Annotated in this window: 15 protein-coding genes and 1 pseudogene; 4 read left to right on the forward strand and 12 right to left on the reverse strand. The window is 50.3% G+C overall.

Going from position 1 to position 26,430, the window contains the following annotated elements:
* Positions 1 to 294: 294 nt before the first annotated feature.
* Positions 295 to 3,189 (forward strand): PAS domain S-box protein, encoded by a 2,895-nt coding sequence (locus KTH_RS05660; protein WP_497617049.1) that lies wholly within the window; start codon positions 295 to 297, stop codon positions 3,187 to 3,189.
* Positions 3,190 to 3,634: 445 nt separating this feature from the next.
* Here the strand turns inward: KTH_RS05660 and KTH_RS05665 are convergent, their stop codons facing one another.
* From KTH_RS05665 to KTH_RS05690, 6 genes are all read right to left on the reverse strand, one after another.
* Positions 3,635 to 4,051 carry a hypothetical protein gene (locus tag KTH_RS05665; protein WP_497617052.1) on the reverse strand — a complete coding sequence of 139 codons (417 nt, stop codon included), beginning with the start codon at positions 4,049 to 4,051 and terminating at the stop codon, positions 3,635 to 3,637.
* Positions 4,052 to 4,306: 255 nt separating this feature from the next.
* Positions 4,307 to 5,896, reverse strand: a complete 1,590-nt coding sequence (locus tag KTH_RS05670; protein ID WP_497617055.1) for a vWA domain-containing protein — start codon at positions 5,894 to 5,896, stop codon at positions 4,307 to 4,309.
* 19 nt (positions 5,897 to 5,915) lie between these two features.
* Positions 5,916 to 8,351: a phosphorylase family protein gene (locus tag KTH_RS05675; RefSeq protein WP_497617058.1), complete on the reverse strand. Its 2,436-nt coding sequence runs from the start codon at positions 8,349 to 8,351 to the stop codon at positions 5,916 to 5,918.
* Positions 8,352 to 8,362: 11 nt separating this feature from the next.
* Positions 8,363 to 9,328 carry a hypothetical protein gene (locus KTH_RS05680; RefSeq protein ID WP_497617060.1) on the reverse strand — a complete coding sequence of 322 codons (966 nt, stop codon included), beginning with the start codon at positions 9,326 to 9,328 and terminating at the stop codon, positions 8,363 to 8,365.
* A complete protein-coding gene (locus tag KTH_RS05685; RefSeq protein WP_497617062.1) occupies positions 9,315 to 11,195 on the reverse strand; it encodes a hypothetical protein in 1,881 nt (626 codons plus the stop codon). Before KTH_RS05685 ends, KTH_RS05680 begins: the two co-directional genes overlap by 14 nt.
* 29 nt (positions 11,196 to 11,224) lie before the next feature.
* Complete coding sequence (locus KTH_RS05690) at positions 11,225 to 12,160, reverse strand: 5'-methylthioadenosine/S-adenosylhomocysteine nucleosidase family protein (RefSeq protein WP_497617063.1); 936 nt, start codon at positions 12,158 to 12,160, stop codon at positions 11,225 to 11,227.
* Positions 12,161 to 12,377: 217 nt separating this feature from the next.
* Here KTH_RS05690 and KTH_RS05695 point away from each other — a divergent pair, with 217 nt between their 5' ends.
* Complete coding sequence (locus KTH_RS05695) at positions 12,378 to 15,866, forward strand: WD40 domain-containing protein (RefSeq protein WP_497617065.1); 3,489 nt, start codon at positions 12,378 to 12,380, stop codon at positions 15,864 to 15,866.
* A 1,072-nt stretch (positions 15,867 to 16,938) separates the two neighbouring features.
* Here KTH_RS05695 and KTH_RS05700 read toward each other — a convergent pair.
* Positions 16,939 to 17,095, reverse strand: a pseudogene (locus KTH_RS05700) (recombinase family protein); the annotation flags it as partial.
* 172 nt (positions 17,096 to 17,267) lie between these two features.
* Here KTH_RS05700 and KTH_RS05705 point away from each other — a divergent pair.
* Positions 17,268 to 17,849 (forward strand): alpha/beta hydrolase, encoded by a 582-nt coding sequence (locus tag KTH_RS05705; protein WP_497617066.1) that lies wholly within the window; start codon positions 17,268 to 17,270, stop codon positions 17,847 to 17,849.
* Positions 17,846 to 18,178 carry a hypothetical protein gene (locus tag KTH_RS05710; protein WP_497617067.1) on the forward strand — a complete coding sequence of 111 codons (333 nt, stop codon included), beginning with the start codon at positions 17,846 to 17,848 and terminating at the stop codon, positions 18,176 to 18,178. The genes KTH_RS05705 and KTH_RS05710 overlap by 4 nt, the downstream gene beginning before the upstream one ends.
* A gap of 1,238 nt (positions 18,179 to 19,416) precedes the next feature.
* Here KTH_RS05710 and KTH_RS05715 read toward each other — a convergent pair.
* The 5 genes from KTH_RS05715 to KTH_RS05735 form a co-directional block, all read right to left on the reverse strand.
* Positions 19,417 to 20,565, reverse strand: a complete 1,149-nt coding sequence (locus KTH_RS05715; RefSeq protein WP_497617068.1) for a glycosyltransferase — start codon at positions 20,563 to 20,565, stop codon at positions 19,417 to 19,419.
* Between the two features lie 37 nt (positions 20,566 to 20,602).
* A complete protein-coding gene (locus KTH_RS05720) occupies positions 20,603 to 21,949 on the reverse strand; it encodes a GNAT family N-acetyltransferase (protein WP_497617071.1) in 1,347 nt (448 codons plus the stop codon).
* A gap of 18 nt (positions 21,950 to 21,967) precedes the next feature.
* A complete protein-coding gene (locus KTH_RS05725) occupies positions 21,968 to 22,942 on the reverse strand; it encodes an amidohydrolase family protein (protein WP_497617074.1) in 975 nt (324 codons plus the stop codon).
* Between the two features lie 334 nt (positions 22,943 to 23,276).
* Complete coding sequence (locus tag KTH_RS05730) at positions 23,277 to 24,341, reverse strand: DJ-1/PfpI family protein (protein ID WP_497623187.1); 1,065 nt, start codon at positions 24,339 to 24,341, stop codon at positions 23,277 to 23,279.
* A gap of 367 nt (positions 24,342 to 24,708) precedes the next feature.
* Positions 24,709 to 25,761, reverse strand: coding sequence for an RNA ligase family protein (locus KTH_RS05735; RefSeq protein ID WP_497617077.1), 1,053 nt, complete (start codon positions 25,759 to 25,761; stop codon positions 24,709 to 24,711).
* Between the last annotated feature and the right edge of the window lie 669 nt (positions 25,762 to 26,430).

The raw sequence follows: 26,430 nt of genomic DNA on the forward strand, positions 1-26,430 counted from the left end.
CTGCCTGTCGTTTCTCCTCCGATCACGTTCGGGTCTGTTGTTCCTCGTAAGGGAAATGGAGAAACGCGGCTTCATCCAGGCCATATCAGGAAGCCCGGAATATTGAAAGGAACGTGTATCTGAAGTTTGCAGTACACACGTATGAGCAATAGAACCAATATCATTATGGTGTGTGAGGTTTTGTTTGTCTGTCAAAATACGTGGATGATATAATAGAAGAAAGGTTCAATAGGAAGGCCAGGAACAAAACATATGCCCTCCACTCCAAATAATTACCAGGAAGGAGTTTCCCCATTGCACAATCAACGCTTTCCGGCTTATGGTGAGGGTGAAAGGGAGATCACTGCATTACTCGATAAAGAAGGAGTAATAACCTCTATCAGTCTTTCTACTATTCCACTTCTGGGCAAGTCCCCCGCCGAAATAGCAGGTAGTTCTCTGTTAGCTCTCATTCATCCTGATGACCGTGCTATTTTGCAGCGTGTGTTGATATCCATCCAGCAGGCTCAGGGAAAACGCCTGAACCTTGCCTGTCGCCTCCTGGATCGGCATAGAGTTCCACATCAGTTCGAGGGAAACATCACCAGTTTGCTGCTTCCCACCGGTTCAGAGGCTTTTGTGGTGGTATTGCGAGTGAGTAGCGGCCAGGCTCAGGACCCGGTCTGGCATAAGGCACTTGTTCCTGAACTCCCTGTATCTCTCTGTGAAATGGATACTGTTTTGCAGGACTCGGTAAGTGGCTTTCTGGGAGCTGGTCTTCATAAGGGCGATTCCTGTATTGTTCTGGCAACAAAGCCGCATAGGGAGGGTCTGGAAGCACGATTACGGTCAATGGGGCTGGATGTAACCGCCCCTGATTTGCAGGACCGCTATATTGCGCGTGATGCTATCGACATCCTGGCGAAATGCATGGTTGATGGCTCGCTGGATTCACAGCGCTTTCGAGAAGAGGTTGCGGGTCTGATCTGGCAAGCCGCAGACGATCAGTACTCTGTTCGTATCTTTGATGAAACTGCTGATCTGTTGCGCATAGAAGGGAAGCGAGCAGCCGCCACGCACGTTGAAGAGATCTGGAAGGATCTGCATCATGTCACGCCTCCCTTTTTGCTGGTGGGTTCCTGTACACTGCAAGGGCAGGCTCAGGGAGATGAGAGCGGGCTGTTTATGAAAACAGGCCAGCCGCAAGCACGAGTTTTGCATGATACTGGCTCACGTGTGCAGCCTTCAGAGAGGGTCTCTGATGCGAGAGCGTCTCTCCTCGGAGCCAGAAGCGCACAGCAGGAGAGCGGACGCCCGCTGCCAGCCTCTGAAGAGCTGTTTGCCCGGCTCGTTGAAGCTGCCAGGGGCGAGGTACAGGAAGCGTTCGACGAGAATGAAGGATATTTCCGTATGGCGTTTACGCTGGCCCAGATGGGAATAGCGTTTGTAGACCTTACGGGCCACATTTTACAGGTAAATCCTGCCTATTGCTCTATTACTGGCTATACAGCGCAAGAGATCTCTCACATGCAAGCTGCCGCGCTTGTCTATGAAGCTGATCGGCCTCGCTATGAGCGACAGATACAGGACCTCTGTGCTGACCGCTGCTCGAACTTCATCCTTGAGCAGCGTTACCTGACAAAGGATCGAGGTCTCGTCTGGGTTGAGGTGAGCGTTGTGCTGGTGCGAGATAAGCAGGATAAACCGCTTTATCTTGTCGCGCAGATCAAAGATATTACCGCCCGCAAACAGGCCGAAGAGGATCGCGAGCGGATCTTTGCTCTCCTTGAGAAGTGTACAGACTTTATCGGGGTTGCGGATGCGAATCAGCAGGTCTTCTTTGTCAATCAGGCTGGTCGGGATCTTGTCGGCCTTTGCAGCGAGGAGGAGGCCAGCAGAACCAGCATGCTTGATTATTTCCCGCCGCACGAACAGAGGCGCGTGATGAAGGACATCTTCCCCGCCCTGTATAAGGACGGCTCATGGAGCGGTGAAGTAACCTTCCGCCACTTTCGGACCGGTGTTCCTATTCCTGTTTTGTGGAACGTCTTTTTCCTGAAAGATAAAGAATCAGGAGTTATGCAGAATTTCGCCTGTATTGCCCGTGACATCTCTGAGACGAAGCGCATAGAGGAGCGCTTCAGGCTTGCTGCAATTGTGGTATCGTCGGATGATGCGATTATCAGCAAAAGGCTTGATGGCACAATTACGAGTTGGAATAACGCCGCGGAGCGCCTGTTCGGGTATTCAGCGGAGGAGGCTATTGGAAAGCATATCACGCTCATTATTCCTGATGAGCTGCTCCGAGAAGAGATAGAAATTATCAATAATATAAAGCAGGGAAAGCGAATACAGCATTATGAAACGGTCCGTCAAAGAAAAGATGGAAGTCGTATCTACGTCTCGTTAAGTATTTCCCCTGTCAAGGATAGGCAGGGAAATATTATCGGAGCAGCGAAGATTGCGCGTGATGTCTCGGAGCGAAGAGAGCTTGAACAGCGCAAAGATAACTTTATCTCTATGGCAAGTCATGAGCTCAAGACCCCGGTGACCAGCTTGAAAGGCTTTATCCAGATCTTGCAAAGACAGATGCGGCAGCAGGAGGATCCCAGAACGCTACTTTTTCTAAACAGAATGGATGTACAGGTCAAGAAGCTCACAGCACTGATTAATGATTTGCTTGATGTCTCGAAAATGCAGCAAGGGACGTTGAGCTTTCGTAAAGCCATACTCAATCTGAAAGAGCTGGTCTATGAGACGGTAGAGAACGTCCAGGCGGCTACCCCGAGCCATCGTCTTTGTGTCTATGAGGAAGTAGAAACTCCTGTTCAGGTGTACGGAGATCGGGACCGTCTGGGGCAAGTGCTTATCAACTTGCTGAACAATGCGATCAAGTATTCTCCTGATGCTGATATAGTACAGGTGCGTATTCGCAGGCATGAAGAGCGGGTTGAAGTCGCTGTGCAGGATTTCGGGCCGGGTATTGAAGAGAAGTATCATGAGCGTATTTTTGAGCGCTTCTATCAGGTCACGGGGCCGAAGGAGAGTACGTACCCGGGTCTCGGTATTGGCCTCTATATCGTGCGTGCGATTTTAGAGCAGCATAACGGGCAAATATGGCTTGAGAGCCAGGTGGGGAAGGGAAGCACCTTCTATTTTAGCCTGCCGCTGGCGGAAGAGGCACCGGATAGGTCCACGGCTGACGCCTGATGAAGGCAGAATGCTATGTCCATACCCTGAAACTGACTACGGGCCCTGGTGATCTCCGATACTGATTCCTGCATCGTCGGATCCAGACTTCAGGAAGAGGCTTTCCTGCTGGTGCTCTACTATCTGGAGCCTCTCCCTTGCAAGCAGCAAGAGCCCGCTTCCTCTCAGGCTCAACAAGACTCTACAGGCTTTCTGTGCTCCCGGCTGATCAGCAATGTGAGTCGTTTTGTCCCTATAATCAGTTGCATCCAAGGGCAATAGAAATGCATGTACAGAATGCCGCAAGGCGAACGCAACAGGAAGCAGGCTTACCTGTGCAGTGCCCCCTCCAGGCTACCGATAGCATATCGTCTCGATGGAGGAAGTGTGGTGTTGACGCAGATCCGAGAGCTCCTGGAAGAAAATATGCTGACCACAGAATGGAAAATGAATGCTCCCTGTGTGTTCAGTCTCTGGTTGTATAGAGAAATGTAAGCTGTTCTATGTGCTGCATAAGCCAGGATCTTGCCTGCTCTTTGCTGGTAAAGATCTGCCCCGGACACCCCATCGACTTTCTGGCAATCATAGCTGCAATGGGTTTGTAGAGCGCCAGCATTTTTGATGAGGTGGTGACCATTGCCATGCCTGCACAATACTGAGCGATGCGCGGCTTATTTGCCAGACGCCACTGGTTACTCAATGCTCTGACCTCTTTTGAACTCTGTTGAGCCTCACCGTTCTGGGTTAAAAGAACCCCAAAAGGTTCCTGACGTGCAAGACAGCGCTCCCAGAAAGCAATATGCTTTTCCATATCAGCTAAGGTTGTCTCTCCATCATTATGTATAGACACAATAGGCCACTGTTCTTCATTGAAAGAATACATATTCTCCTCTTTCTTCAAGGTGAGATTCGCTAAATCCGACTCATTTACTAAGATATTAGCCTGCCCTAATATATTTTGTCAAGAGAGAAGGAAGGCACGATGAAGCTGGCTGCGAACAGGGAGAACCGTAGAGGCAAACTGTGATGTGAGCGGTCACAATCTGGTACAGCAGAGATTGACAATGCGGTGGTACACACAGCTCATTCTTCGGTGGGCTGTGTGTACTTATTGGGTGGAACTGAGGTTTGTATCTCTTTAGAAGACGGTGTCAAGCACGTCTTCGATGATGTCAGAGTGATTGATCTGAACACAGAGCCTCTCATCCGTGAGCTGCGCACGGCTTTTTTGCCAGTGTAGCGCGGCCTCTTCTGATGTGAGGAAAGAGGAGATATGAAGCATCTGTTGTGCTCCGACGGGCCAGTTGTTTGGTGATTGCTTGAATGATAGATCAAGCACGTTGTTCTTTGCGACAAGACAAGAGATAATGGTGATCCCTCGGTTTTTTAAGAGCCGCGCTGTATGATCTGCTGCCTCGAAATGTGGGAACTCTCCGTCAGAGATGATGATAAGGATTTTCTTCTTGTGCTGATGAACTTTATCAACAAAGCGAAGGGCTGCTTTGTCCAGTGCAAGCGTGAACGGCGTGCCACCAGCCATTATCTTGTCTGCCGTTGTGTTTTCAGCCTGGATGTGAGGAATAAGGTGCGGTATTTGTTCGATAGGGCGGATGACTTCACGCATAGATGCAAGCTGTATCCAGTAGGGAAGATTTTGTTGAATTTGAGCCGTGAATTGATCGACGAAAAGAGTAAAGATAACGTGTTCGATCAAAGGGCGGATGATATCCCATCCATACTTTTTGATGCAGCGTTCGGTTTCCATTCTTATCTGGCGGCTATCTAATCGAGCACCGATGGTTTGTTTGGCAAGGCGAAGTTGCAACTCGTGCATTTGGATGATGAGGGCGATGTTCTTTCTCACCTCTATTTCTAACTCGGCCTGTATTTGTGAGGCCAGCAAGAGTGCAGTTTCCTCATCGAGTGTATCTACCAGTTCAGAAATGCTAAAACCAAGCGAGAGCTTTTGCAGGATGGATGACGTAAACGTGTGAACGAAGCCTTCCAGCTTGCTGTGAATAAGCTCAATATACTCTGCTCTTTTGTCTTGAAAAGTTTTCTGGGTGCTTTTGATAATGTCCTCGACAAACTTTTCGGCTGCTTTGAAAGAGGTATCGGTGATCTTTTGTTCCTGATCCTTCACATAGCGCTGGAGGTATTTTGCGAGCATATTTGGTAGTCTTGCTGATTGAGAGCGAGCCAGTCGATAGCGGAGACGTTTTTGAAGTCTCGCTTTTGCCGTTCGATAGAGATCATGTTGCAGGTAATGCGTCAGGTGACCACGAACATCGTCAGCGATAACTGAACGATCGAGTATATGCTTTGCAAGCGACTGCCATTTTTGGTTGAGTTGAGCAAGTAGCTCTTCAAGGGTTTCTTTCTGAGGAACAATCTCGGCAAGTGCCAGAAGATCGCAGACAAGATGATGAACCTCTTTCGTTTCCGCATTTGGACCCATACCGTGTTCTCTCTGAAAGCTCACATCATGCTCATTGGTATGCATAATTGTTTTGAAGCCCATCCCCAGGCAAAACACCTCTATTTGTTCAGATTGCTCAGCTTCATCCTGCGTATGTCGTTGCTGTAGCGCACGTATTCGCTTTTCGAGTATTTGGAGCAGGACATCAACGCGTGGCATTTTGTCTCCATCTTCATTTTGCCAATTTCGGTGCATTGAGCTAGAAACGTCAAGGATAATACCAACCAGAGTTTGTGATGCGGCTGTCATGCTCGGGTTTCTCCTTTCGTTATGCTATACCATCAGGTAAGGAGATCTCAGTGTTATCAAGAAATTGATCGAGAATGATACGATGAAATTCCCTCAATACCTCTGAATGATTGATCTGGACGAAGAGCTGAGGCTGCGGATGAATGGTCCAATTATGATGGATCAGCAAGTCTTCTAAACGGGTATTCTCTGGTAATGGGGAGGCAAGATGAAACATCAGCTGAGCTTCCTTGCTCCATTCAGCGGGGGCCTCGTGAAGCAATTGACGTGGGTTCTGGACATCCTGGTCTGTTAAGAAGCATGAACAGACGAGGACACCCATCTCGCGCAGCTTCCTGGCAAGTGGCAAGGGGTCGCTCTGCGTTTTCCCATCAGAGATGATAAAGAGAATTGCCTGTGTGTCTTTGGGGCGGTTGCGTAGCTCTCGCTCAAATCGTTCAGCGATGCATGTCAATGTTTCAGCAAGGGGACTTGTTCGGCCAAAGAGCAGACTTTCTGCATTACTGAGCAGATCGCCACTTTCATTCCACCACGTCGCCAGCTCATCCAGCGAGAGAGTGGTATCGCCCAGTATATGTACCTGCTGTTCGATAGCCTCTCGTTTTTCGCGCCAGATGCGCTTGCGGATCTGTAACTCAAGCATACTTCGACCGACTGCCCTGACTTTTTCAGAGAGGGAGCCCGGCGCAAGATCTTGAAGCAGAGCGCCTATCTGGCGATAGCCCTTGTACTTTTGTTCCTGCTCCTTTTTGTATTTGCTGACTAGATCCTGAACCACCTCATCCGTCAGTACCTGCTTGCTGGCTTTCCAGAGTGAGAGGAGGTCACAGGGATTAAGTGTTTTCAAACCAAAACCGTAGATGAACATATCGATAGTTGCTTGCTCATCAACTGGCACTTCCTGGAGGGTCTTGCGGGCGTTGCGGACAAATCCGCTCAAGGCCCGACGGATATCGTTGAGGCGTGACGGTGCTTCCGCTGTTTGATTCAGGAAACTGTGCTGCATTGATGAGGAGACATCGAGCGCAAAGCCAACAAGCACATTGGCGTGTGTGTAGCGGACTGGCTCGTGTGTCTCGGTCGGCCTTTGCTCCTGTGAGTTTTCTGGAAAAGTTTCGCCCAGAGGGATAAGTTGTGGCAGAATCCGGGTGTTCGGGGCAATCGCAAGAAGACGCCTTCTTCCCTCCCGATACGCGAACGCGATGTCCTGGCCGGCGGAGATGGCATCATAAAACCCCTCCGCAAATTTGATCGCTGCATTATCATGAAGCGTTGCATCTGTTGCAATTGTATAGGGGATATATTGGGAGAGCAGAGAGCCCTGTTTGAAAGAGTAGCACGAATTCAAGAGGACGCATTGAATGGTGGAACGATATTCCTGTAACAGGTCGGCAAGTACTGCCTGGTTGATAAGACGCATGCCTCCGTCCTCATCTGCAAGCACGAGCCCTCTCCCGTTTCCATGTCCCGCGATGTGAATAATTTGATAGGTTTCATCGAGTAATGCTCGACTGAGATCTTCAAGGGTTGCGGCGGCGCGAGTCTCAAGATGAATATGGTCTCGGAACTTGCTTCGCTCTATTGCAGCACGGATTGCTCGTTCCTCTCGGTCAAGCCGAAGCCGATCGGTACCGGGCGGGTTGGCGAAGACGGCGAGCACGTTCGTTGTATGAGGCGACCCCGTCTTACGCTTCAGAGGCTGTAACGGTTGAAAGGTTGCCAGAACTTCAAACGCAAAGGCACTTGCATAATGAGCAGCCCGTACCAAAGCTTCTGAACGCTGCATCTTGCTTTGTCGGTGGATGAGATCCATAATACCGCAAATAACGAGCGCGTCTACCTCCACATTTGCATACAGGGTGTGCAGGAAGCCATAGCCCTCCATCTCGACGGCGAGCGCGTCCCCATAGTGTGCTTTTAAACGCTGAGCAGCCTCTGATTTGAGGGAAGTGATAGTCTTTTCTCCAGCGGCCAATGGCCCAATGTGTGCTTGTGGGGTGCCCTCCTCGGAATCCACCTGTATCCGATGACGCCATTCAGGTTTTCGGGCGACCGCCATAGCTCTTTGGAGCAAAGGGTGAGAGGGTCTGTTCAGTTCTGGCCGTGGTGCAAACGTCAGGCCTGCCTGACCAAACTCATAGCCATAGATCTTGCTGGCAACTACGACATCGCCTATCTTCACATCCTGAAAGCCTTGTGCGAAGCTGACAAGCATCACAACAGATGGCTGAAAACAGGTAATAGCGCGTTCCGCCTCCATCGCTGCACTGGTATTCCCTTTGCCGATCTGGGCAAGGCCGACTTTCCAGATCTGGCTGGAAGTGCGGAAAAAGCCATATTCATAAATGGTGCCTTTGTAGGTCTCCTCCTGTGTCTCTCCGAGAAAGGAGCGAAGTGCTTCGTGCTCTATTGGATTGGTTGTGAGAAGAACTGCACAGTGGTTGTATGTGAGCATTTCTTTCCTCCTTAATTGGTTGATGGTTGAGAATGGAGATGGGAGTTGAGGGTGTGAGTATCCTCAATGTGACCTTCGTACATGCCTTGCTCAAGCTCGATGTGAAAGCTGCTATCAAACATCTCAAAGAGGCTGAGATACTCGTTGCCGATCTCGCTGATTGATCGACCTCGATCAAAGCTTTCTCGTAGTCGTTCTTGAAGAATCTCTTTGAGGATTTGCACGGCTGTATTCCGAAGGTCGCGGCATATCTCGTTGATATGCTCTTTGGTCCTTTCCTGCCGCTGGAATTCGTTTTTTCTTGCTTCTTCCTGCCTTTGATGCTCTCTCTGCATCGCTTCCTGCTGAAGCTGTAAGGCTTTTTCACGTGCTTCAAGCTCGTATCTTACCTCTAGCTCCTGGAGCTGAATGCGTTTGTTGCGTTCAAACACTGCCAGTTCGGCATAGTCCCGATCTGCTTGAACATGTATCGGGCTTACCGGAGAGCATATGGAGCCGGTCGCCTGGAGAATGGTGTCATTCCATTCCTGGAAGGGAAGTGCCTGTTGAAGCGTGGGCAATTCCTCCTGAGAGAGGCGTGAGGTGAACTGAGACAGTTTTCCTTTGAACATATCGATTGCCAACCTGACAGGATCACACTTTTTGATGTAGAGGTCAATTAAGCGCAACGGATTGGTAATCTGAATGTTCAGGAATAGCTCATACGAGTATCGATACTTCTCTCGGGTTCTGAAGGTGCTTGTGAGAGTATACTGCTGCGGATGTGCATAGAGAAAGAAGATCGTATCGCCTCGTTTTACGTTGATCTGGCGGTGATGGATCTCGTTTGCTTCAAGCAGTCCGAGGCATACATCATCCTTGTAAATGACCTGGTGATAGTCTGCCATCGGGGAAAGGGGTCGTTCAATGAATGGCAGTCCTGTTACCTCTTCTTTTGTCACAAAACCCAGTTGATCGGTGATGCTATTGCCGGTCATTGGTGCTTCCTCCCGAATGAAGTTGAGATCTATGGAACGAATGCAGCACATTCTGAATGAAGGTATCGAACGCTTGATCTTTGCGCTTATTGGCAAGTTGCTGTAAGCGCTGAGTGAATATCTCATCGATGGGTAGGGGGCGATAGCCCTGCTTGAGAAGGTCCTGAGACCAGAGAGCTACTTGCTGGTAGAGATCAACAAGAAAGCGATGAAATGCCTGATAAAACGGAACTGTCTCATCTTCTCGCTGAAGCAAGGCCACGGCCTGAAGCCATGAATCGATGATTTCAAATACTGGTTTCCGGTTGAATACAAGGATGGCCGCGCTCAAAAGTGTTAGCAGATGAGCCCGGAGTGGGTCATCTGTCATGATTGCGGTCAGAAGGACGTCGCGTTGTGCGGGATCAGGTACCGTAATGGTCAGACGTGGCAAGGGCTGGAGATAAGCATCTGGAATAGGTATTTGATTTTCGGGCTGCACGGCCTGTACGATGAGAAAGAAAGCTTCAAAGATCATTCTGAGCTGAAGCTGACGCTGTTGACGGTAGAGACGCCGTTTCTGTATTGCTTGAGGGACGGCATGGTGATGTACAAGTTTCTCTGCCCATGTGGCAAGGGACGCAAGCACTGCACGCAGATGCCGGGACCAGGTGAGGCTGACATAGGTTGTGGTTCCCATGCGAAAGATGGTTCGTATCTCTTTGGTGTCCTCACAGAGAGGAAACTGAAGGAGGTCGTTCAGGTGTTTTAGGGCGAGGTGTGGATCTTCTCTGCCGATCAGCCCATAGGTTTGAATAAGCGCACACCCCAGGTTGGTATTTACCTGCGAAAGTGTGTTGTTGTGTATCTGTTTGACCCAGGCATTGATAACGGGGAAGACATCTGGCTCCGTTTTCTCGGCTGTGGGCGTGATGATAGGATAGGCCTGCTCCATGATGAAGGCTCCATAGAGCAGGGAGGCAGCCCGTTTTCGGCTTCTCAGTGTTTTCTGTTTGCCCCAGGTCTGGGCGAGCGTTTGGAGTCGGGAAATATCCTGCAACCAGAAGAGGACACCAAGCGTTTGCGCGGCTCGCCAATCATTGGGGGTATTTTCTTCAGCGAGCTGTTGGAGCAGGCGAAGAACGTATTCTCCGAGTGAGCCTTTGCTAATAAGCTCATTGGCAAGGAACTTCAAGGTGCGGAGCCTGAAAAGCGACATCCCATAGGCGTCAACATCTTGCCAGAAAAGGCATTCACTGCCCTTGATTCGTCGGGTAATAGTATGTGTACGCTGCCGGAGCTCGCTAGCAGGGATATTGTGGGCAGGGGAGCGAAACGGTAGCGCCTGTTTCTGCTCTGCCGTATCCTGTTCCTCGATGGAGACAGAGAGCGCGGTATAGAACTGATCTGTACGCTTCGTAATCTCATGGGTTGTTGCGCCATGCAGGAACGCAGTGACTTGAACATAGCACCGCTCGTACTCGCTGAGGGAATAATACCACTGAGAGATTTTCTGCTCGTTTTCGGGAAGCTCTGGGGAGCCTGCCATGACAGGAGTATCGAACAGAGGGGCGTTCTGTCGGGCATCAGCGAGGTTCTCGACGAAGAAGTCATCTGTCGAATCGTTCCTTATCTCAGTCGGCTCATTGATGGCGCGTTCCACTTGCCGAATAATCTGGTAATAATTATTAATGGTGACATGATGGTTATCTCCAACCGTCGTAAAGATATGGCCTTCCTGGCTCTCGATCTCGGTTCGGTATTTCTGTTTTTCTGAGTCTGGAGCCGTGGTTTGTGGGTTATTTTCTGCGCCGGATGGTGTATCGTTTGCTGTCTGTGAGGCAGCAGCCTCTTCTGTGAGCTGTGTTTCTTGTTCGTATGTATTCATTGAGCGATCCCCTTATCGTGCGAGTCGGCTTAGCTTCCTTCCTCATTGGATGGATCATCTTTCTTCTTGAAAGGGTTATGGATAGTAATGTGTGAATTATCGCCGATCGTGAGCCCCTGAACGGAGCCAAAAAACTGGTTATGATATTTGGATGATGGCTTGTTATCTGACAGTTCTGGTTCGCTGCCAACCTGCCGTAGTTCAGGGCCCTTCAGTTTTGAGAGCACTTCAAAGGCGAAAGCACTGGCATGTAATGCCGCCAGTTCTTGTGAACCGGAGGCGTCGGCTGCACTTTTCCCATTAATGAGATCAGAGATACCCCGGATGACGAGCGCTTCAACATGGTGATTGGCGTGAACTGCCTGGAGAAAACCATAGCCCTCCATCTCTACCGCAAGCGCATCACCATACTGGGCTTTTAAGAACTTCCAGGTCGCTGAACGGGTGGATGCAATGACTTTTTCCCCTGCTGCGATGGCGCCGACAAAGACGCGTGGAGGCTTTGGAGGTACGGTGGGGAGTCGATGAAGCCAGTCCGCCTTTTTCTGTTCGGCTTGTGCACGCTGGACGAGTCGATAGGTCGACTGCCCGATTTCCGGGCGTGGCTGAAAAGAAGTCCCTTCTTTTCCTGACTCGTAGGCGTATATTTTGGTGGCTGCTACAACATCTCCAATAGCAACATCTTTGATGCCACCTGCGACGCCGACAAAGAACACAATATGAGGCTTGAAATAGTCAATGGCTCTTCCTGTTTCAAATGCGGCATTCGCGGTCCCCATCCGTGTTTCGACAATTCCTACCTCCCAGAGCTGATGCGGAGAACGAAAAAGGCCCCGCTCATATTGGGTACCAGCCGGGTGGACTTCTTCCTGTGGTTGCCAGAGATGGCGGCGTACCGCCTGGTATTCGACCGGGAGCGCCGTAAGCATGACTGCGCAAAGCGGATGTTGTGAGCTGATGTTCATACTATATCCTTGCTGTTCTTCCCTGTTTGCTGATACACTGTACTATGTAAAACAGTAGTTCCTTGTATTGCCTTTGTGGCTTCTTCTTCTAATCTACAAAGAAAAGATACCGGAAAAGAAGCGCCAGGGAAACCGCATTGATATGGCATTTGCCTGGCATTGTTGGACATTTCTAGGCATACCCGGGCATTTGTGAGAAAAGGGGGAAGGATTTCGCATGGAACAGAGACTCCCATTTCATCTGCAACTGCGCAATGAGCGTGAGAAGCGTGGCTGGACACAAGGAGAGCTGGCAGAGAAAGTCGGGACTGACTTCAAGACCGTGTATCGTTGGGAAAGTGGCAAGAGTCTGCCACGTTCGTATTATCGTCAGCGATTCGTGAAGCTCTTTAATAAGAGCCTGGAAGAATTAGGGTTATTGCCCGATGATGGAAGAGGGAGTGTTGGAATGGCCGGGGTGGATTGGGGAGAGGCTCCGCTTGAGGGGAACTTTTACGGGCGCCAGGAGGAGCTAAATCAGATATCCTACTGGATAGGAGAGTGTCGGTGTCGTGTCGTGGCTTTACTCGGGATTGGTGGGATCGGAAAAACGACGCTGGCAACCCGGGTAGCGCTTTCGGTGAAAGAGCAGTTTCAGTGTGTGTTTTGGCGCTCTCTTCAAAATATGCCTCCTGTTTACCAGATCATAAAGGCAGCGATTGAATGTCTTTCCGGACAGAATAATGTACAGGTTCCTGACAATCAGGATGAACTGGCATTGTTGCTCCTGAAATTTATGCGTGCGAAGCGCTGTTTGATCGTGTTGGATAACCTGGAAGCGGTATTACAGGAAGGGAAATATGCTGGCTTTTTTCACCAGGAGTATCTGGGCTATGAACGATTATTGCGCTTATTGGGTGAATCTCAGCATCAAAGTTGCTTGCTCCTGACCAGCCGAGAAAAGCCGCGCGTGCTGGCTTTGTTAGAGGGTGTTGCCTTCCCTGTCCGCTCGTTCTTTTTAGAAGGGATCGGGGTAACAACCGGGCAGGCACTTTTACAGGAGAAAGCGCTGACAGGAACCGAAGTGCAATGGTCTCGGTTAGTTGCTCTCTATTCGGGAAACCCCCTTGCCTTAAAACTGATTTCTGAGACCGTACGAGAGATTTTCGGGGGAAATCTTGGTGCCTTTCTCAAGGAAGGAGAGATTGTTTTTGGTGGAGTGGGAGAACTGATTGAGCAGCAACTGCAACGTCTCTCTTCAATAGAACTGGAAATTCTGTACTGGTTAGCAATAGAACGTGAGCCTATTGCCTTAGAACATATCTATGAAAATCTTGTCCGCACCTTTTCGAGAGGTGAAGTACTTGCTGCTCTCGAATCATTGAAACAGCGTTTTTTGTTGGAGTCGCGGGGGGCCGATCGATTGACATTGCAACCGGTAATCATGGAATACATCATGCAGGCATTGGTGAAATCGGCCTGCCTTGAGTTTGGAAGCGGAGAAAGCACCATCTGGAAATCGTACGCATTTGTGAAAGCACAGAGCAAAGATTATATTCGTGTGCTTCAGCAGCGTATGATCTTGGTCCCTATACTTGAGCGCCTGTGTGCAATGAGGGGAAAGCAAGCGGTGATACAAGCACTGCATCATATGCTTAGAGAATACCGCGACGTGTACGGTGTGCAACGAAGTTATCTTGCCGGAAATGTTTTGCATGCGCTGATCTATTTGCGTGGTGACTTGCATGGTCTTGATGTCTCTCAACTGGAGGTCAGGCAGGCGTATCTACAATCAACCGTGCTCAAGCATGTGAACTGTACCGGTGCTCACTTTGTCAATTCGGTCTTTCAGAATGCCTTTGGCAATGTGCTCGCTGTGACCTTTCATCCTGCTCATGATATTCTTGCAGCGGGGATGGCTGATGGAGATATCTGGATCTACCAGATTCGCAGTGCCACTCCGCTCCTGATTTGTCGGGGTCATACCGATGCGGTTTGGTCCCTGGCATTTCACCCTGATGGCAATATTTTAGCCAGTTGCAGCGATGATCAAACTATTTGTCTGTGGGATATGGACACAGGAGCCTGTATACAAAGGTTGCTTGGGCATAAGAACCGTGTGCGCTCGATTGCGTTCAGTCCTGATGGTGAGCTGCTGGTGAGTGGGGGCGAAGATCAGGTGCTGCGTATCTGGCATGTGGAGAGTGCTCAATGCTTGATGACGTTCTCGGGCCATACAGATCGTATCTGGTCAGTCGCCTTTCATCCCGATGGAGGCATTGTAGCGAGTGGGAGCACGGATAAGACTATCCGCTTATGGGATATTCAACAGCGGCGTTGTATCGCTCTTCTACAGGGGCACACTGATTGGGTACGGTCAGTTGCATTTAGCCCGGATGGCTCCTCTCTGGCGAGTGGAAGTGATGATAAGAGTATCCGTATCTGGAGCAAGGAAACAGGTGCGTGCCTGAAAGTACTTGAGGGACATAAGATGCGCATCTGGTATCTGACGTATAGTGCTGAGGGGAATCTTCTGGCAAGTGGTGGAGAAGATGGCGTGATTCGTATCTGGCGTGGAACGACCGGTGACTGTTTGAGAGTGCTGCATGAACATACGCAGGGTGTTCGCGCTCTTGCATTTAATATGGATGGCTCTTTGTTAGTGAGTGGCGGGGAGGATCAAACGCTACGCGTCTGGGATGGTGTGACTGGTGATTGTCTGAGAACGATTCAGGGGTATACAGACCGTGTCTGGTCTCTTGCCTGTTCTGATGATGGAAGTGCCATTGTGAGTTGTAGTGAGGATAAAAGTATTCGCCTCTGGAGGAGAGAGGACGGGGCCTGCATATGGAGTATATGTGTGCCTGAGCATGGGGCAAGAGATGTTGCATTGAGTCCGGATCGGCGCTGGCTTGCCAGTTGTGGCGAAGATCAAACGGTACGCATATGGGATCTACAGACCGGCCAGTGCTCTCAGGTGTTGCGGGGACATACCACCTGGATTCGTGCGCTCGCATGGAGCGCAGATGGACGACGAATAGCAAGTGGCGGCGAAGATACAACCATTCGGATATGGGAATTCGCTAGCGAAGCCGATCGCAGAAAGTGCACAAGTTCAGTACTCTTGTGTGGCCATAGCAGTTGGGTCAGGTCGCTCTGTTTCCATCCGGCGGGAACGTTTCTGGCGAGTGGAAGCGATGACGCAACTATTCGGCTCTGGAATGGAGAGACCGGGCAGTGTGAAGGGCTATTACAGGGGCATACTGGACGAGTGCGTTCTGTCGCCTGGAGTGATGATGGTCGCTTAATCGCCAGCGCCAGCGAAGATGGAACGGTTCGTGTATGGGATGTGCAGACGAGGCAATGCAGGATGATCTTTTCTGGTCATACGCGTCGAGTGCATGCGGTGGCATTGAGTCCATCTCAGCATCTGCTGGCAAGTGGAGGGGATGACCTTACTGTTTCTGTATGGGATGTTGTTACAGGGCAACGTATTTGGGTAGGAGAAGGTCATAAAGCTCGTATTCGTTCATTGGGTTTTCTCGGGATGGTGCTTGTGAGTGGGAGTGATGATGGCACTATCAGGCTGTGGGATATGGAGAAAAAGTGTTGCATTGCGGTTCTACATGGTGAAAAGCCATATGAGGGTATGAATATCAGGCATGCATCAGGGTTGACCGATGCCCAACGATCGGCGTTATTCAAGTTGGGAGCTGTTGAGATATAAACATTGAGGTCTGGAGTAAGTTGGGCCTGTGAAACGCTTGGATAGCTTCGTTATGGCGTTCTCTTCTTATGTGAATAGGAAAGGAGGGTTGTCCATGAGCAAAATGCACACTCAGAGATCACAGGTTATATGCTCTATGTGTCCTGACCCTTCTTTCTTTGCTTGAAGCTACAATCTCGTCGCGTACAGGAGCGGCTTCTACGATCTGCCGCCCTGGTTCTCGATAGACACAGCAGTGGCTGCTTGTTTTGATGTAACGGTGCATGGATCTGCGCGGCTCTTGTGTGGAGTTTAAAGGAACAAGGATGAATTACAGGCGCGCGCTTATCCGGCAGTTGCACGCTGCAATTGATTCTGGAGAACGGAAGCCGAGCAGGTACGATAGCGCCAAAGGGAGTAAGGTGCATATGCTGTCGGTCTGCTCGGATACCTTTGACCGAGGCGGTGCACAGGATCGTGAAAAGGTTCGTTACTCTAATAGAGCTGGGAATGTTGCTGACGGTTGAGAGCGTGTAGTTTTTGTTGACCAGGGACATATGGGTGATGTGCCACGAGAAACGGTGGACACGGTGGCATTGAGTTGGTTTCGGTCTGCTTCCTCAGGTCAGGTAGGTTCGTGCTCTTGCCGCGCCGCTGTTCACTGAGCGCTACGCGACCCTGGGGGTCGTGTTTGGGGTTTTGTCCGAGATGATGAGTGGTTTCCACAAGCAGTTGCTGATCTGTATCATGTCGTGTTCACCTGCCTCATACTTTATCAGTTCTATCCACTTGAGCTTGAGTCCTAACAGATTCTGGAAAGCGGGCAAAGATGGGGAGAGCCGCGGGCATGGGAGTGTATATACTTGTATGGTGTGGTCTTTCGCCTTCCCTACAAAGAGGGGATTTTTCCCCTTGACAACGAGAATATTCATACGTATAATTTAAACAGATGTTTAAAATAATCGAATAAAACGGATGTTTTGTTTTAAACGAAGACCTGAAAGGAAAACTGAACAGAATACATCAGACCATCGCTCATATCGATATTCCCACCGTATAGAGATGTCGGGCCAGGGCAACCCCTCAGCGGTTTTTCTCGACCAGCGGCCGACACGCCCTCTGGCCTTAGGACCGCTCTGGTTCTCTCTCGAATGAGATCGCGCGCAAATTCGGCCAACGCTCCCATCAGGTAGAAAATCAGTTTTGCCACCGGGTGTTGTGGTGTCAATGTTCTCTGTTGCTGATCTGAATTGGCCAGAAGCTACGTCTTGAGAAAAACCGATTCTGGCCCTGAGAGTGGCTTTGGGAGTGTAAAGACTTGAGAGAAGCGTTCTCTTCTTTCGCTCTATCCTCTTTTCGAGCCCTGTATCAGCACTGGTAAGCGATGTCCTCGGGGAAAAATGAAAGAAAGAGATTGAAGAAATGAACATTTCAATAACCAAGAAACCCATTCTGATTCGCGCGGGTCATAGTGACCTCTCGGGAGTCTATGCGAAACCTTCCAGTGCTTCTCGCGCTCTGATTGTGGCCTTGCATGGCGCCGGCAACTCGGCTGCTATCTTTGATGACACCATCCCTGGCGAAGCTGGCTTCCTCAATACGGCTGCCTCTCTTGGATACGCGGTTCTGGCGCTGGATAGACCGGGCTATGGAGCCAGCCAACAGATCGCTGAAGAGCTGAGCACCTTTGACGGCCAGATCTCCCTTTTGCGGCTCGCTCTGGCCGAGGCCTGGGAGCGGTATGGAGCCGATTCGGCCGGAATCGTTCTGCTTGGCCAATCCTTCGGGGGACTTATCGTCCTCGGGCTGGCAGCCAGCCGCCCTGATGTCCCTTTACTTGGCGTGAGCACTCATGGGACGGGATTACGCTGGTTGCCAGATGGCCTCCAACGCTTTCAAAGCTTGCTTTCCGATGCCCCATTTGCCCGGCTTCCTTTCGATGAGAATGCCCCAGGTCTCTTGGGCCTGCCAACAGTTGGGTTCATGAGGCCCGAGAGAGCTTGAAGCAGAGTCGAACTCCTTTGCCGATGGCGGAGTTGCGTGAGGTGCTTCGCATTCCCGAGCATCTGCGCCAGATCAGTGCTGAGGTGCGCGTTCCCGTCCAGATGACCCTGGGAGAGTATGAAACCCTGTGGGAGTCCTCTGCATCCGCGCTCTCTGAACTGAGCCAGCTCTTCCCACACGCTCCATTTGTGGATGTGCGTTGTCAACGCTTCATTCCTCATCAACCCAGTGCCCACTTAGCGGCGCGTGTGTTCTACCTGCGTGAACTCGCTTTTGTCGAGGAGTGCCGGGTTTACAACAGCATGATCACCTCTGAACCCTTGCCATAACCTTGCTTGTGCGTTCGATACTGAGGCCGTGGCTGTGTGAACACAGATGATTCGCCTGAGTATTATCCGCCTGGATGAGCATTGTGTGGAGAAGGATCGTGCGCTTATCATCCAGGCGGATCAGGGATGGCTTCATTGACAGAGGTGGTAGCCATCGTATTTCAGCTTCTCATGTTCTCATGAGCGGGAAGCATGTAAATATTCTAATTATGCTGGAAATGCTTCTCTGTCACAACGATACTTGTCCTTTTTTATTTCTGAGCGTGTCAACCTGAGGAGGATGGGCATTACTGCACGATGAATCTGGTCCCGACATAATTGACATATTTGTTTTCTTGCAAAAAAACATGTGTTATAATATATTCATCTGCATCTGTAGTTTCTTTGGTCGGTTGGTTTTTGCTGTCCAATAAGTACGTTCTATGAATCTTGCTTTTTCAGACAAATCGTACGCTGCTTTATTTTGTATTGAAGCCCTATCTTCATGGGGAGGAAAACATATGCCTCTACTTCTTATTGGCTTTCTATTCATTGTTTTGTGTCTTGGGCTTGTTGTATTTTATGTGAAAAAGACAGGACAAACAGTCAAACTTGAGAAAAGAGGGCTGAACATAGCTTTTTTGTTTTGAGCCTTCTTATCTTCGTTATTTCTTTAAAACTCTTTTGGAATATGGGTGTGTATGCTGATGAACATGGCTCATCCCCTGTCCTTGTCTCTGGAGGCTGGTTTTGGCTGTCTATGGATTGGCTGAGACAGGGGTTACTTTTTGTTCTTTGCGTTGTTTTAGGCCTGAGTTTAGTGAAGCGCTCAAAAGGAGAAAGAGAAGCCTGATACATCAGGTGCTCAGCATATCTACAGATGTACCTGCTTGCACTCCGACCAGAGACCTGCTTAGGAAGCTGAAATATGGTATTGTTAGACCTGCGACCTTTTAAGAGTGCCGGGAAGTTGACGCTCTCCCGTTGCCTGTAACGGTTGATAGTCTCAGGCAAGCGGGAGAGTGTCACGACAAAGAGGCACAAGGTTCATTCGCTGTCAGTCGCTTACTGGTGCCTCTTGAGCCGAAAGGGCTGGTGTCTCTTGCTTGTTCTTCGAGAATTTCTGATGAGAAATGAGAATAATAGGATGAAAAGGTATAGCAAGCAAAAAAAGTTGATAGATTCTGAGAGGAGAAGCGATCTGTTATCCTCCATTGAAGCAGGCCCATTCCTCTCTGAGGGGACATCCCGGGCCGATGTCATGAAGAAAAGAGAGGAACGCTTGGCATCGCCCGCCGTGGCTGAGTAAGCAGTCGTTGATAGAGGGCGAGAGTTTCAGCTACCATTCTCTCACAGGTAAAGTGTGCAAGGACCCTCTGCCGGGCAGCTATTCCCATTGTCTCTCGTTGTGCCGGGTTCCCAAGTAGCGTGAGCAGTGCTCTGGAAAGGGCCTGGGGATCATCTGGCGTAATCAGCAAGCCATCGATGCCATGTCGTAGCACTTCTGCATTGCCTCCAACATCTGTTGCGACGACAGCTTTTCCCGCTGCCATTGCCTCCAGAAGTGCGAGTGAACAGGACTCCTCCCGTGATGGGAGCACAAACAGGTCAAAAATCTGATTGAGCGCGGAAATATCCTGACGAAAACCTAAAAAGTGGACATGGTTGTTCAGACCGCTCAAATCCGTCAGTCGACGAAGGGCCCTTGCCTCTGGTCCATCCCCAACAAGCAGAAGAGAGAGTGTGGGATGTGTCTGGATTACTGAAGGGAGGGCCTTCAGAAGCGTATCTATCCCCTTCTCAGGTGAAAGTCGGGCGATAGTTCCCAGAATCGGACCGTGGTTGCATGGAAGGGTATCCCGTACTCGTTGAAGGAGAGCCGGGGGGCAGGTATATGCTTCGGCATGTATACCATTATAAATGATATTGATCTGGTAGGCGGGAATACCGGCTTTTTCGAGCAGGGAGCCAGCGGCCTGTGAGACTGCGATGGTATGAGTTGGGGTAATATAGCTTACGAGGGCATCGCCCGCGTGCAGGATAAGGGTGTGTTTGGTGGCGATGATCGCAGGAACATCCGCCTGTTGTGCGGCCAGGCTCGCATGGAGAGATGCTGGATAGAGATGGCTATGCACGATCTCTGGTTTTTTGTGTACAAACAGGGTGTGCAATGCCTGGACGGCTTCTCGGTCAAGGATATACTCGTCATAGGGCCAGGGGCGAACCATCTCGATGCACGTAACCGGGATATCGCAGGCCGTGAGCCACTGAGTCAGGGGCCCTGGGCGCGGACAAACCACTTCGACCTGTACGCCTTGCAGGCGCTGCCCCTGCACCAGATTCAGAACATGACGTTCTCCTCCACCAATTGCCGAATTGCCCACAACGTGAATCACCGAGAGTCTCATGTGGCTCTCCTTTCATATGCTTCCAATATCCAGCTTCTTAAAAAGCATCGCTTGGCCAGATGACAAAGTCCTGTGCGGGAAAGAGTACCGGTAAGCAAGCAATGGTGTGAAGTTGATCGATGGTTTGTTCTGCCAGCCTGTCAACTCCTCGAAAGAGCAAATGGGCCAGCTCATGTTCTTGAAGGAGGGGAACCTTGTGCGAGAGCCCTTCTGCCCATTGGATTGAACCCCTGCTTACCCGTACGGTTGCCTGACCCGCGCTTGTAGAGAGGGAGAAGGTGCATTCTATCTCTGGATGTGCCTGAAGGCGTGTCTGCCAGAGCGGTTGAACCAGGCGAAGCAGTGCAGAAAGGTCAATCACCCTGCCCATCAGACTCTCTTCGGGAATCAGACGGTATTCTTCTGGCTGAAAGAGCATCTGTATGCTTGGAGGGAAATGGCCGCGCAGGCTCTGTTTCCCCCCTTCTGTCACTGCACTCAGGAGAGCACGTCCAAGCTCCTTTTCTGCTCTCGTCATTCCTATTTCCAGCACTTCAACATACCCTGCTTTCTTACGAGAACGAATATAGCCGAGCGGCATGGCTGTATCATGGGCGACCAGAAACTGAGCCGGTTTTTCGTGTAACCAGGCCCGCTGTTGCTGCCAGTACCGGGCAGAACGGAGAAAGGGACCGGTGCGCTCGGCATTGTTTGTCTCATAGATCTGCATAATGATGGGTAAATCGCGCTCTCGAAACGGGGTCATGGTGGTCGTCGAGAGATGGGATGGCATACGAGCTTCAGTACGTTCCTGAGGGAGAGAGACCCATCCATAGCGGTTATAGAGCGTGGGCTGAGGCGTCCATAAGAGCGAATACAGATAGCCCTGCGCATTGAGTGAGGGAAGCATAGCACGCATGATGGCGCCAAAATAGCCTTGTCCTCGTGCTTCGCGGGCTGTAATAACATTGCCAATTCCTGCAACGTGGAGATGAGCCTGTCCGAGACGAAGCCAGCGGTCAAAAATACGCAGATGTGAGAGCAAACGGCCATGCTGCTCGACGACCCATGATTGTTCGGGCCGATAGCTACTATCATTGAGATAAAAAGGTTCAAAGTACTGTCGCGGAAGCTCATACTCGGTCAGCAGATCTAAAATCGGCTCAATATCTTCCTGTCTCCCCTGGCGGATATGCAGGTTGGGTTTGCTCATAGACGGCTCTTTTCCTTTCTTCGTGGGCCTCGTGCTGCCTGCTCTGGATGCAGAAACGAGAGCGCTGGTCTGAAGCATCACCATTGTGAGTGCCGCAACAGGATAGAGCATACGCTGCTCTGCTTCTCCGGTGTGCAAGGAAGCGATCACAAAGAGAAGCCGGCATGGAACAACAAACGGCGCCTTTTGCATGATGTTCATACTCGCTTCTTAGAATAGGTGCCCTTTTCGGGCGCGGGGTGTGCGGATACTCTTCTTTGCACGTTGAGGCTGTTGAGGCGCAGAGACCGCTGCGTTCCAGTGTTCAAGGACATTCTCAGCGAAGATCTGCTCTCGCACCTGCTTGCGACTGCTACTCCCCTCCTGAGCGATATGGCCATTGGTCATGGCAACCTCAAAGAGTCCTCTTTGAGGATAGAGGTATTTTTCCAGATACTCTTCAGCAGAGCAGGGCCAGAAGAGATCAGAACCATAACAGAGCATTTTTGGTGAGAGGCTATCGATAGCGCGTTGCCAGCTACTGAGCTGCCAATCATCGGGAGGACCAAAGGAAAGGTCGGCTTTCATCTGCCAATGCTGCGCTTGAGTACCGTGAATATTGGTTTCCATGTTTAACACTGCAATACATTCATCGACCCAGGGCCACCCCAGATGAGCGAGTTGAACCTTGAGTTCAGGGACGCGACGAATCCCTTCATAATAGGTTGGACGACAGTAGCTTCCCTGCTGGGCATCCATAAAGATTCCGACATGAAACACTACATACATACCCAGATGTGCAATCTCCTGATACAGGGGAAGCAGGTGAGTATCATTGGGATACCAGTGTGTTGGAATCATTTTGACACCGCGCAAGCCCAGTTCATGATAGCAGCGTCGTACCTCCTCAACCATTAATGCGACGGCTTGTTCGAGCGAGTTATTGGCCAGCTCGGGTGTAGGATTGAGCACGCAGAAGCCATACAGACGCTCTGGAGCCTCGCTACAGAGATTGGCACAGTAGTCATTATGCTGGCGAATATCATCGAGATGCTTATCAGAAAGTTCCCAGGTATGCACGTTCAGTAGAGGCGCAAAAACAAATGCGACATCAACGTGACAGGCATCCAGAGTTTGTATAATCTCTCTGGCATTCTCTCCTGTTTCTGAGCCGGATAAATGGGTATGTGCATCAACAATCATCATTCCTTCAGCTCCTCTGCACGTTTATAAGAGCACTGCTGATGTTGTCTTGCCGGACCTGAGGACCCCTGTTCTTGAGGGAACAAGCCAGAGCGGCTCATCTCTTGCTCTTTAGAAAACGCGCGCTCTTGCTGTTGGCACCTCTTTGTAGTGACATATATGGATGTGCTCTGATTGCTTGAGTTTGAAAGACATCGACTTTACTTGCATCATACCTCGCTTGCAGATCGATAAATCTCGATTGAGAGGGTGGGCACCATCTCTCTGGCTGTATCGGTCTTGAATGGAAGGCGAGAGAGAACGGCCACTTCCTCCGTTTGAATGCCTGGTTTCAGGACTACGATGAAAACTGATTTTCAGGAAGCGAGTGAAGAAGCTGTGCAAGATCATCTTCACACCGGGAAGTATTGATCTCGATATGGTCACAGATGGTTCCGCTTGCGGGATCAGTCAGGGTCAGATGCATACGCTCAAGAGTCTCTTTCCGTGCTTGAAGGAGATCGAAGAGGGTAAGGAGAAGCGTTTCGCGGTCGAACGGACGTAGTGCCTCAGGGTGCTGCTCCTGTGTGGGGGGAACATACGATCTTTCCACTTCCTGCATATGCGTCAAAAGTAAGTGGCAGTGATGTTCTGTACTCAACTCCACAAAAGAGAGGAAGGAACGAACATCGGCGTCGGCGTGTTGTCGGTGGAATTGACAGAAGGCAAGCAGGGCACGCTCTTGCAGATAAAAGTCCTGTAACGTTTGGAGGAGTTCCTGACGGCTTGTTCCTCCCCACGCTGCGGCAATATCCCACCAGGGCGCATTGTGTTCCTGCGGATTGGGAAGCTGAAAGCCGGGGATCGTCAGTTGAAGCGCTTGAAGAAGTGTTGCAGTGAAGAGCGGAAGGTCCGTGGTAGACCGAGCTGTGAGGATATTTTGCTCAAAAACGACCGGGAGATGAGTATAAATGGCGCCTGCATTCCGAAGGTCCGTTCGGAGAGAAGATTCACAGGTCATCTGTCTCCCCTGGAGGAACTCGCTCTCAATCAGAACTTGAGGCCCTTCCAGAGCTGCTGCAATCAATGTTCCAGCTCCCATTGCTCGTTGCAGAAAGCGTATGATCTGTCTGTTGCGACGTAAATAGGTTGGGGCATCGCCGCCAGGGAGAATAAGTGCATCAAATTGTTCAGGAGACATTTCAATCGGAGCTGCATCAGACATAAAGGAGGTGCGGCCACGTTTCCCCTGGTACAGAATGCGTCTGCGAGGTGAGAGAATGAGAGGAGATACCCCCGCCTGCCGAAGCGCTGTAAAGGGAAGCAGAAAACTGATGTCCTCAAATCCTTTTTCAATCAAGAAAGCAACAGTTGTATGTGAGCCTTCATGTCGCATTGATCTTTTGACGTTCCTTTCCATCATCACGCAGGCAAATGTTCTATAATTTCTATAATATGGTGGTCATCACACACGTTTTGGCGTGCCTTTCAAGGAAGCAGCCCACTGGCAGCAAAGTGGAGAAAACACATAAAGAGGCGACCCCTCTTTTCAGTATACGGAACATTCCAAAACCAGAAGAGGTGACTTTTCAGTACACGTGAGAGCAGCCATGCGGTCATCACTGTGAAATATAACGATTACGATGGCAGTAGGAAGCCAGTCAATGGCTCGCTCTTTGAGAGGAAAATTGTCCCTATCGCCGTTCAGAGGCGTGAACGAGATCCCTTTCCTGTGCGTCTTATTCTCTCTCTGGACGATCCCCTCGAAGGCTTACGAATGGGGTTCCTGTTCAGACACGTCGCTTTTCTGTCTGGAAAAATTGTTTGAAAAGGGTTCTGGCTTCTGTCTGGAGAAACGCGAGAAGCTCTTGATGCTCTAATGGAGTGAGGCTACCAAGCAGATCGGACTGATGAAGAGAAAGCTGTTCCAGAACATCTGTGATAAAGAGATGAAAGAGGTGCTGGCTTCGGCTCTGTTGGCGAGGACCGCGATAGCCCGTTTTCGAGATCGCGCTAAGAAGGCGATTCTCGGTTATCTGACAAGAAGCCTCCCATTTGAGAAGATCCAGGGCGGTTGGATCTGCGATTGATGGGAGCGAGGACCACTTTTGAGCCTGATGAAAGCGCCTATCTTCCGCAAACGCGGCAATCTTTCTTTTAAGAATGGGGCGGATGGGTCCTCTAACGGTGGAAAAAACCGCTGTTTTGAGAGGTTTGATTACGACTCCTTCAGCGTTGTTCTCTTGTGAGAGCGGAGGCAAACCAAAGAGGGCGGGTATCGTGGAAGAGAATTCAACAGGATAGAGGAGCGCTTCCTGATAGCTTCCGATGAAGAGAGGAGGAAGGGAAGGAATACCCGCGCTCTGAAGGAACTGGTGCGCCCGATCATAATCAAGATAAGCAGTTTGCTGTGAAATAGTGAGAGCAAGGTCAAAAGCACAAAATTCGATATCAGGGGTATAATAGATACCAGTTTGAACAGGCTGAACTCCGGGTATAGGAGGAACATCAGGGTGAGGATATGATCCTCCGAACAGCTCCCCATAGATGGAGAGAGAGGTGAGTTGAGGATAGGATTGACGTATCAGGTAAACGAGGTGGACTACTTGAGATTCCAGCCGTTGAAGGATCCGTTGATAGTCAAAGAAATGCTCATCAGGGGCCAGGAGATGTTTGCGACTGGCGCCAACGATGTTGAGGCCATCGGTCACAATGCAGAAATGGGCGCCATGTATCTTTTCTGTTACCACCCAGCGGGCCTTTTTCAACGTGCGATAGTGCCCCTCGTCCAGATGCCACTGTTCGGGTGATTCGGCAATTTTCTCATACGTAGTCCAATACATATATAACATTCCCCTGGTCGTTTGTTAGATCTATAATAACTTATTGGTAGATATCTGTTCAAGCCTGCCGCACGGGCTTTTTGACAGTGGAGCCAGAGACCCACAGTAGCAAGCTCCTGAGGCTGACACCTGCAAGCACTCCTTTCGTACAATCGTTGGGCGCTTCCTACGCGTGTGCAACTCTGGACGCTGTTGTATCCCAACGCTGGACAGAAAATGCGACGCTACTGATGGCCCATCAGCATGCGATGGAGGTGATGTGATCCTTCTTTTCCCGTCTGGTAAAGAAGATGAAAATGATACGATTACCCTTTCTGGTTGAGCAAGTGCAAGAAAGGGGGAAGCAGGAAACTAGAAATAGCCCGGAGGAGGGGAAACGCCTCTCTCATAAGCACTGTTTGATAATCGGGTACCATTCTTTATGAATGGCCTCAGGAATCAGAAGTACATGCTTGCTCAGTCGTTTGTTTGGCAAGAGCTCATCTTGTACAGGACAGGAATGATGAGTGCGCAGTATACGCGATCACGGTTGTCGGGTGAAGCCAGGTGGTGTCAACATACTCTGCATTGCGCGCTGATGCTTTTCCCGAGGACGGTGGAGTGAGGTCCGGAAAGAGTAATCCAGACCTCACCTCATCGTGCAACTGGAGGAGAAAAACAACTCCTTGA

This window comes from Thermosporothrix sp. COM3 (assembly GCF_059696735.1).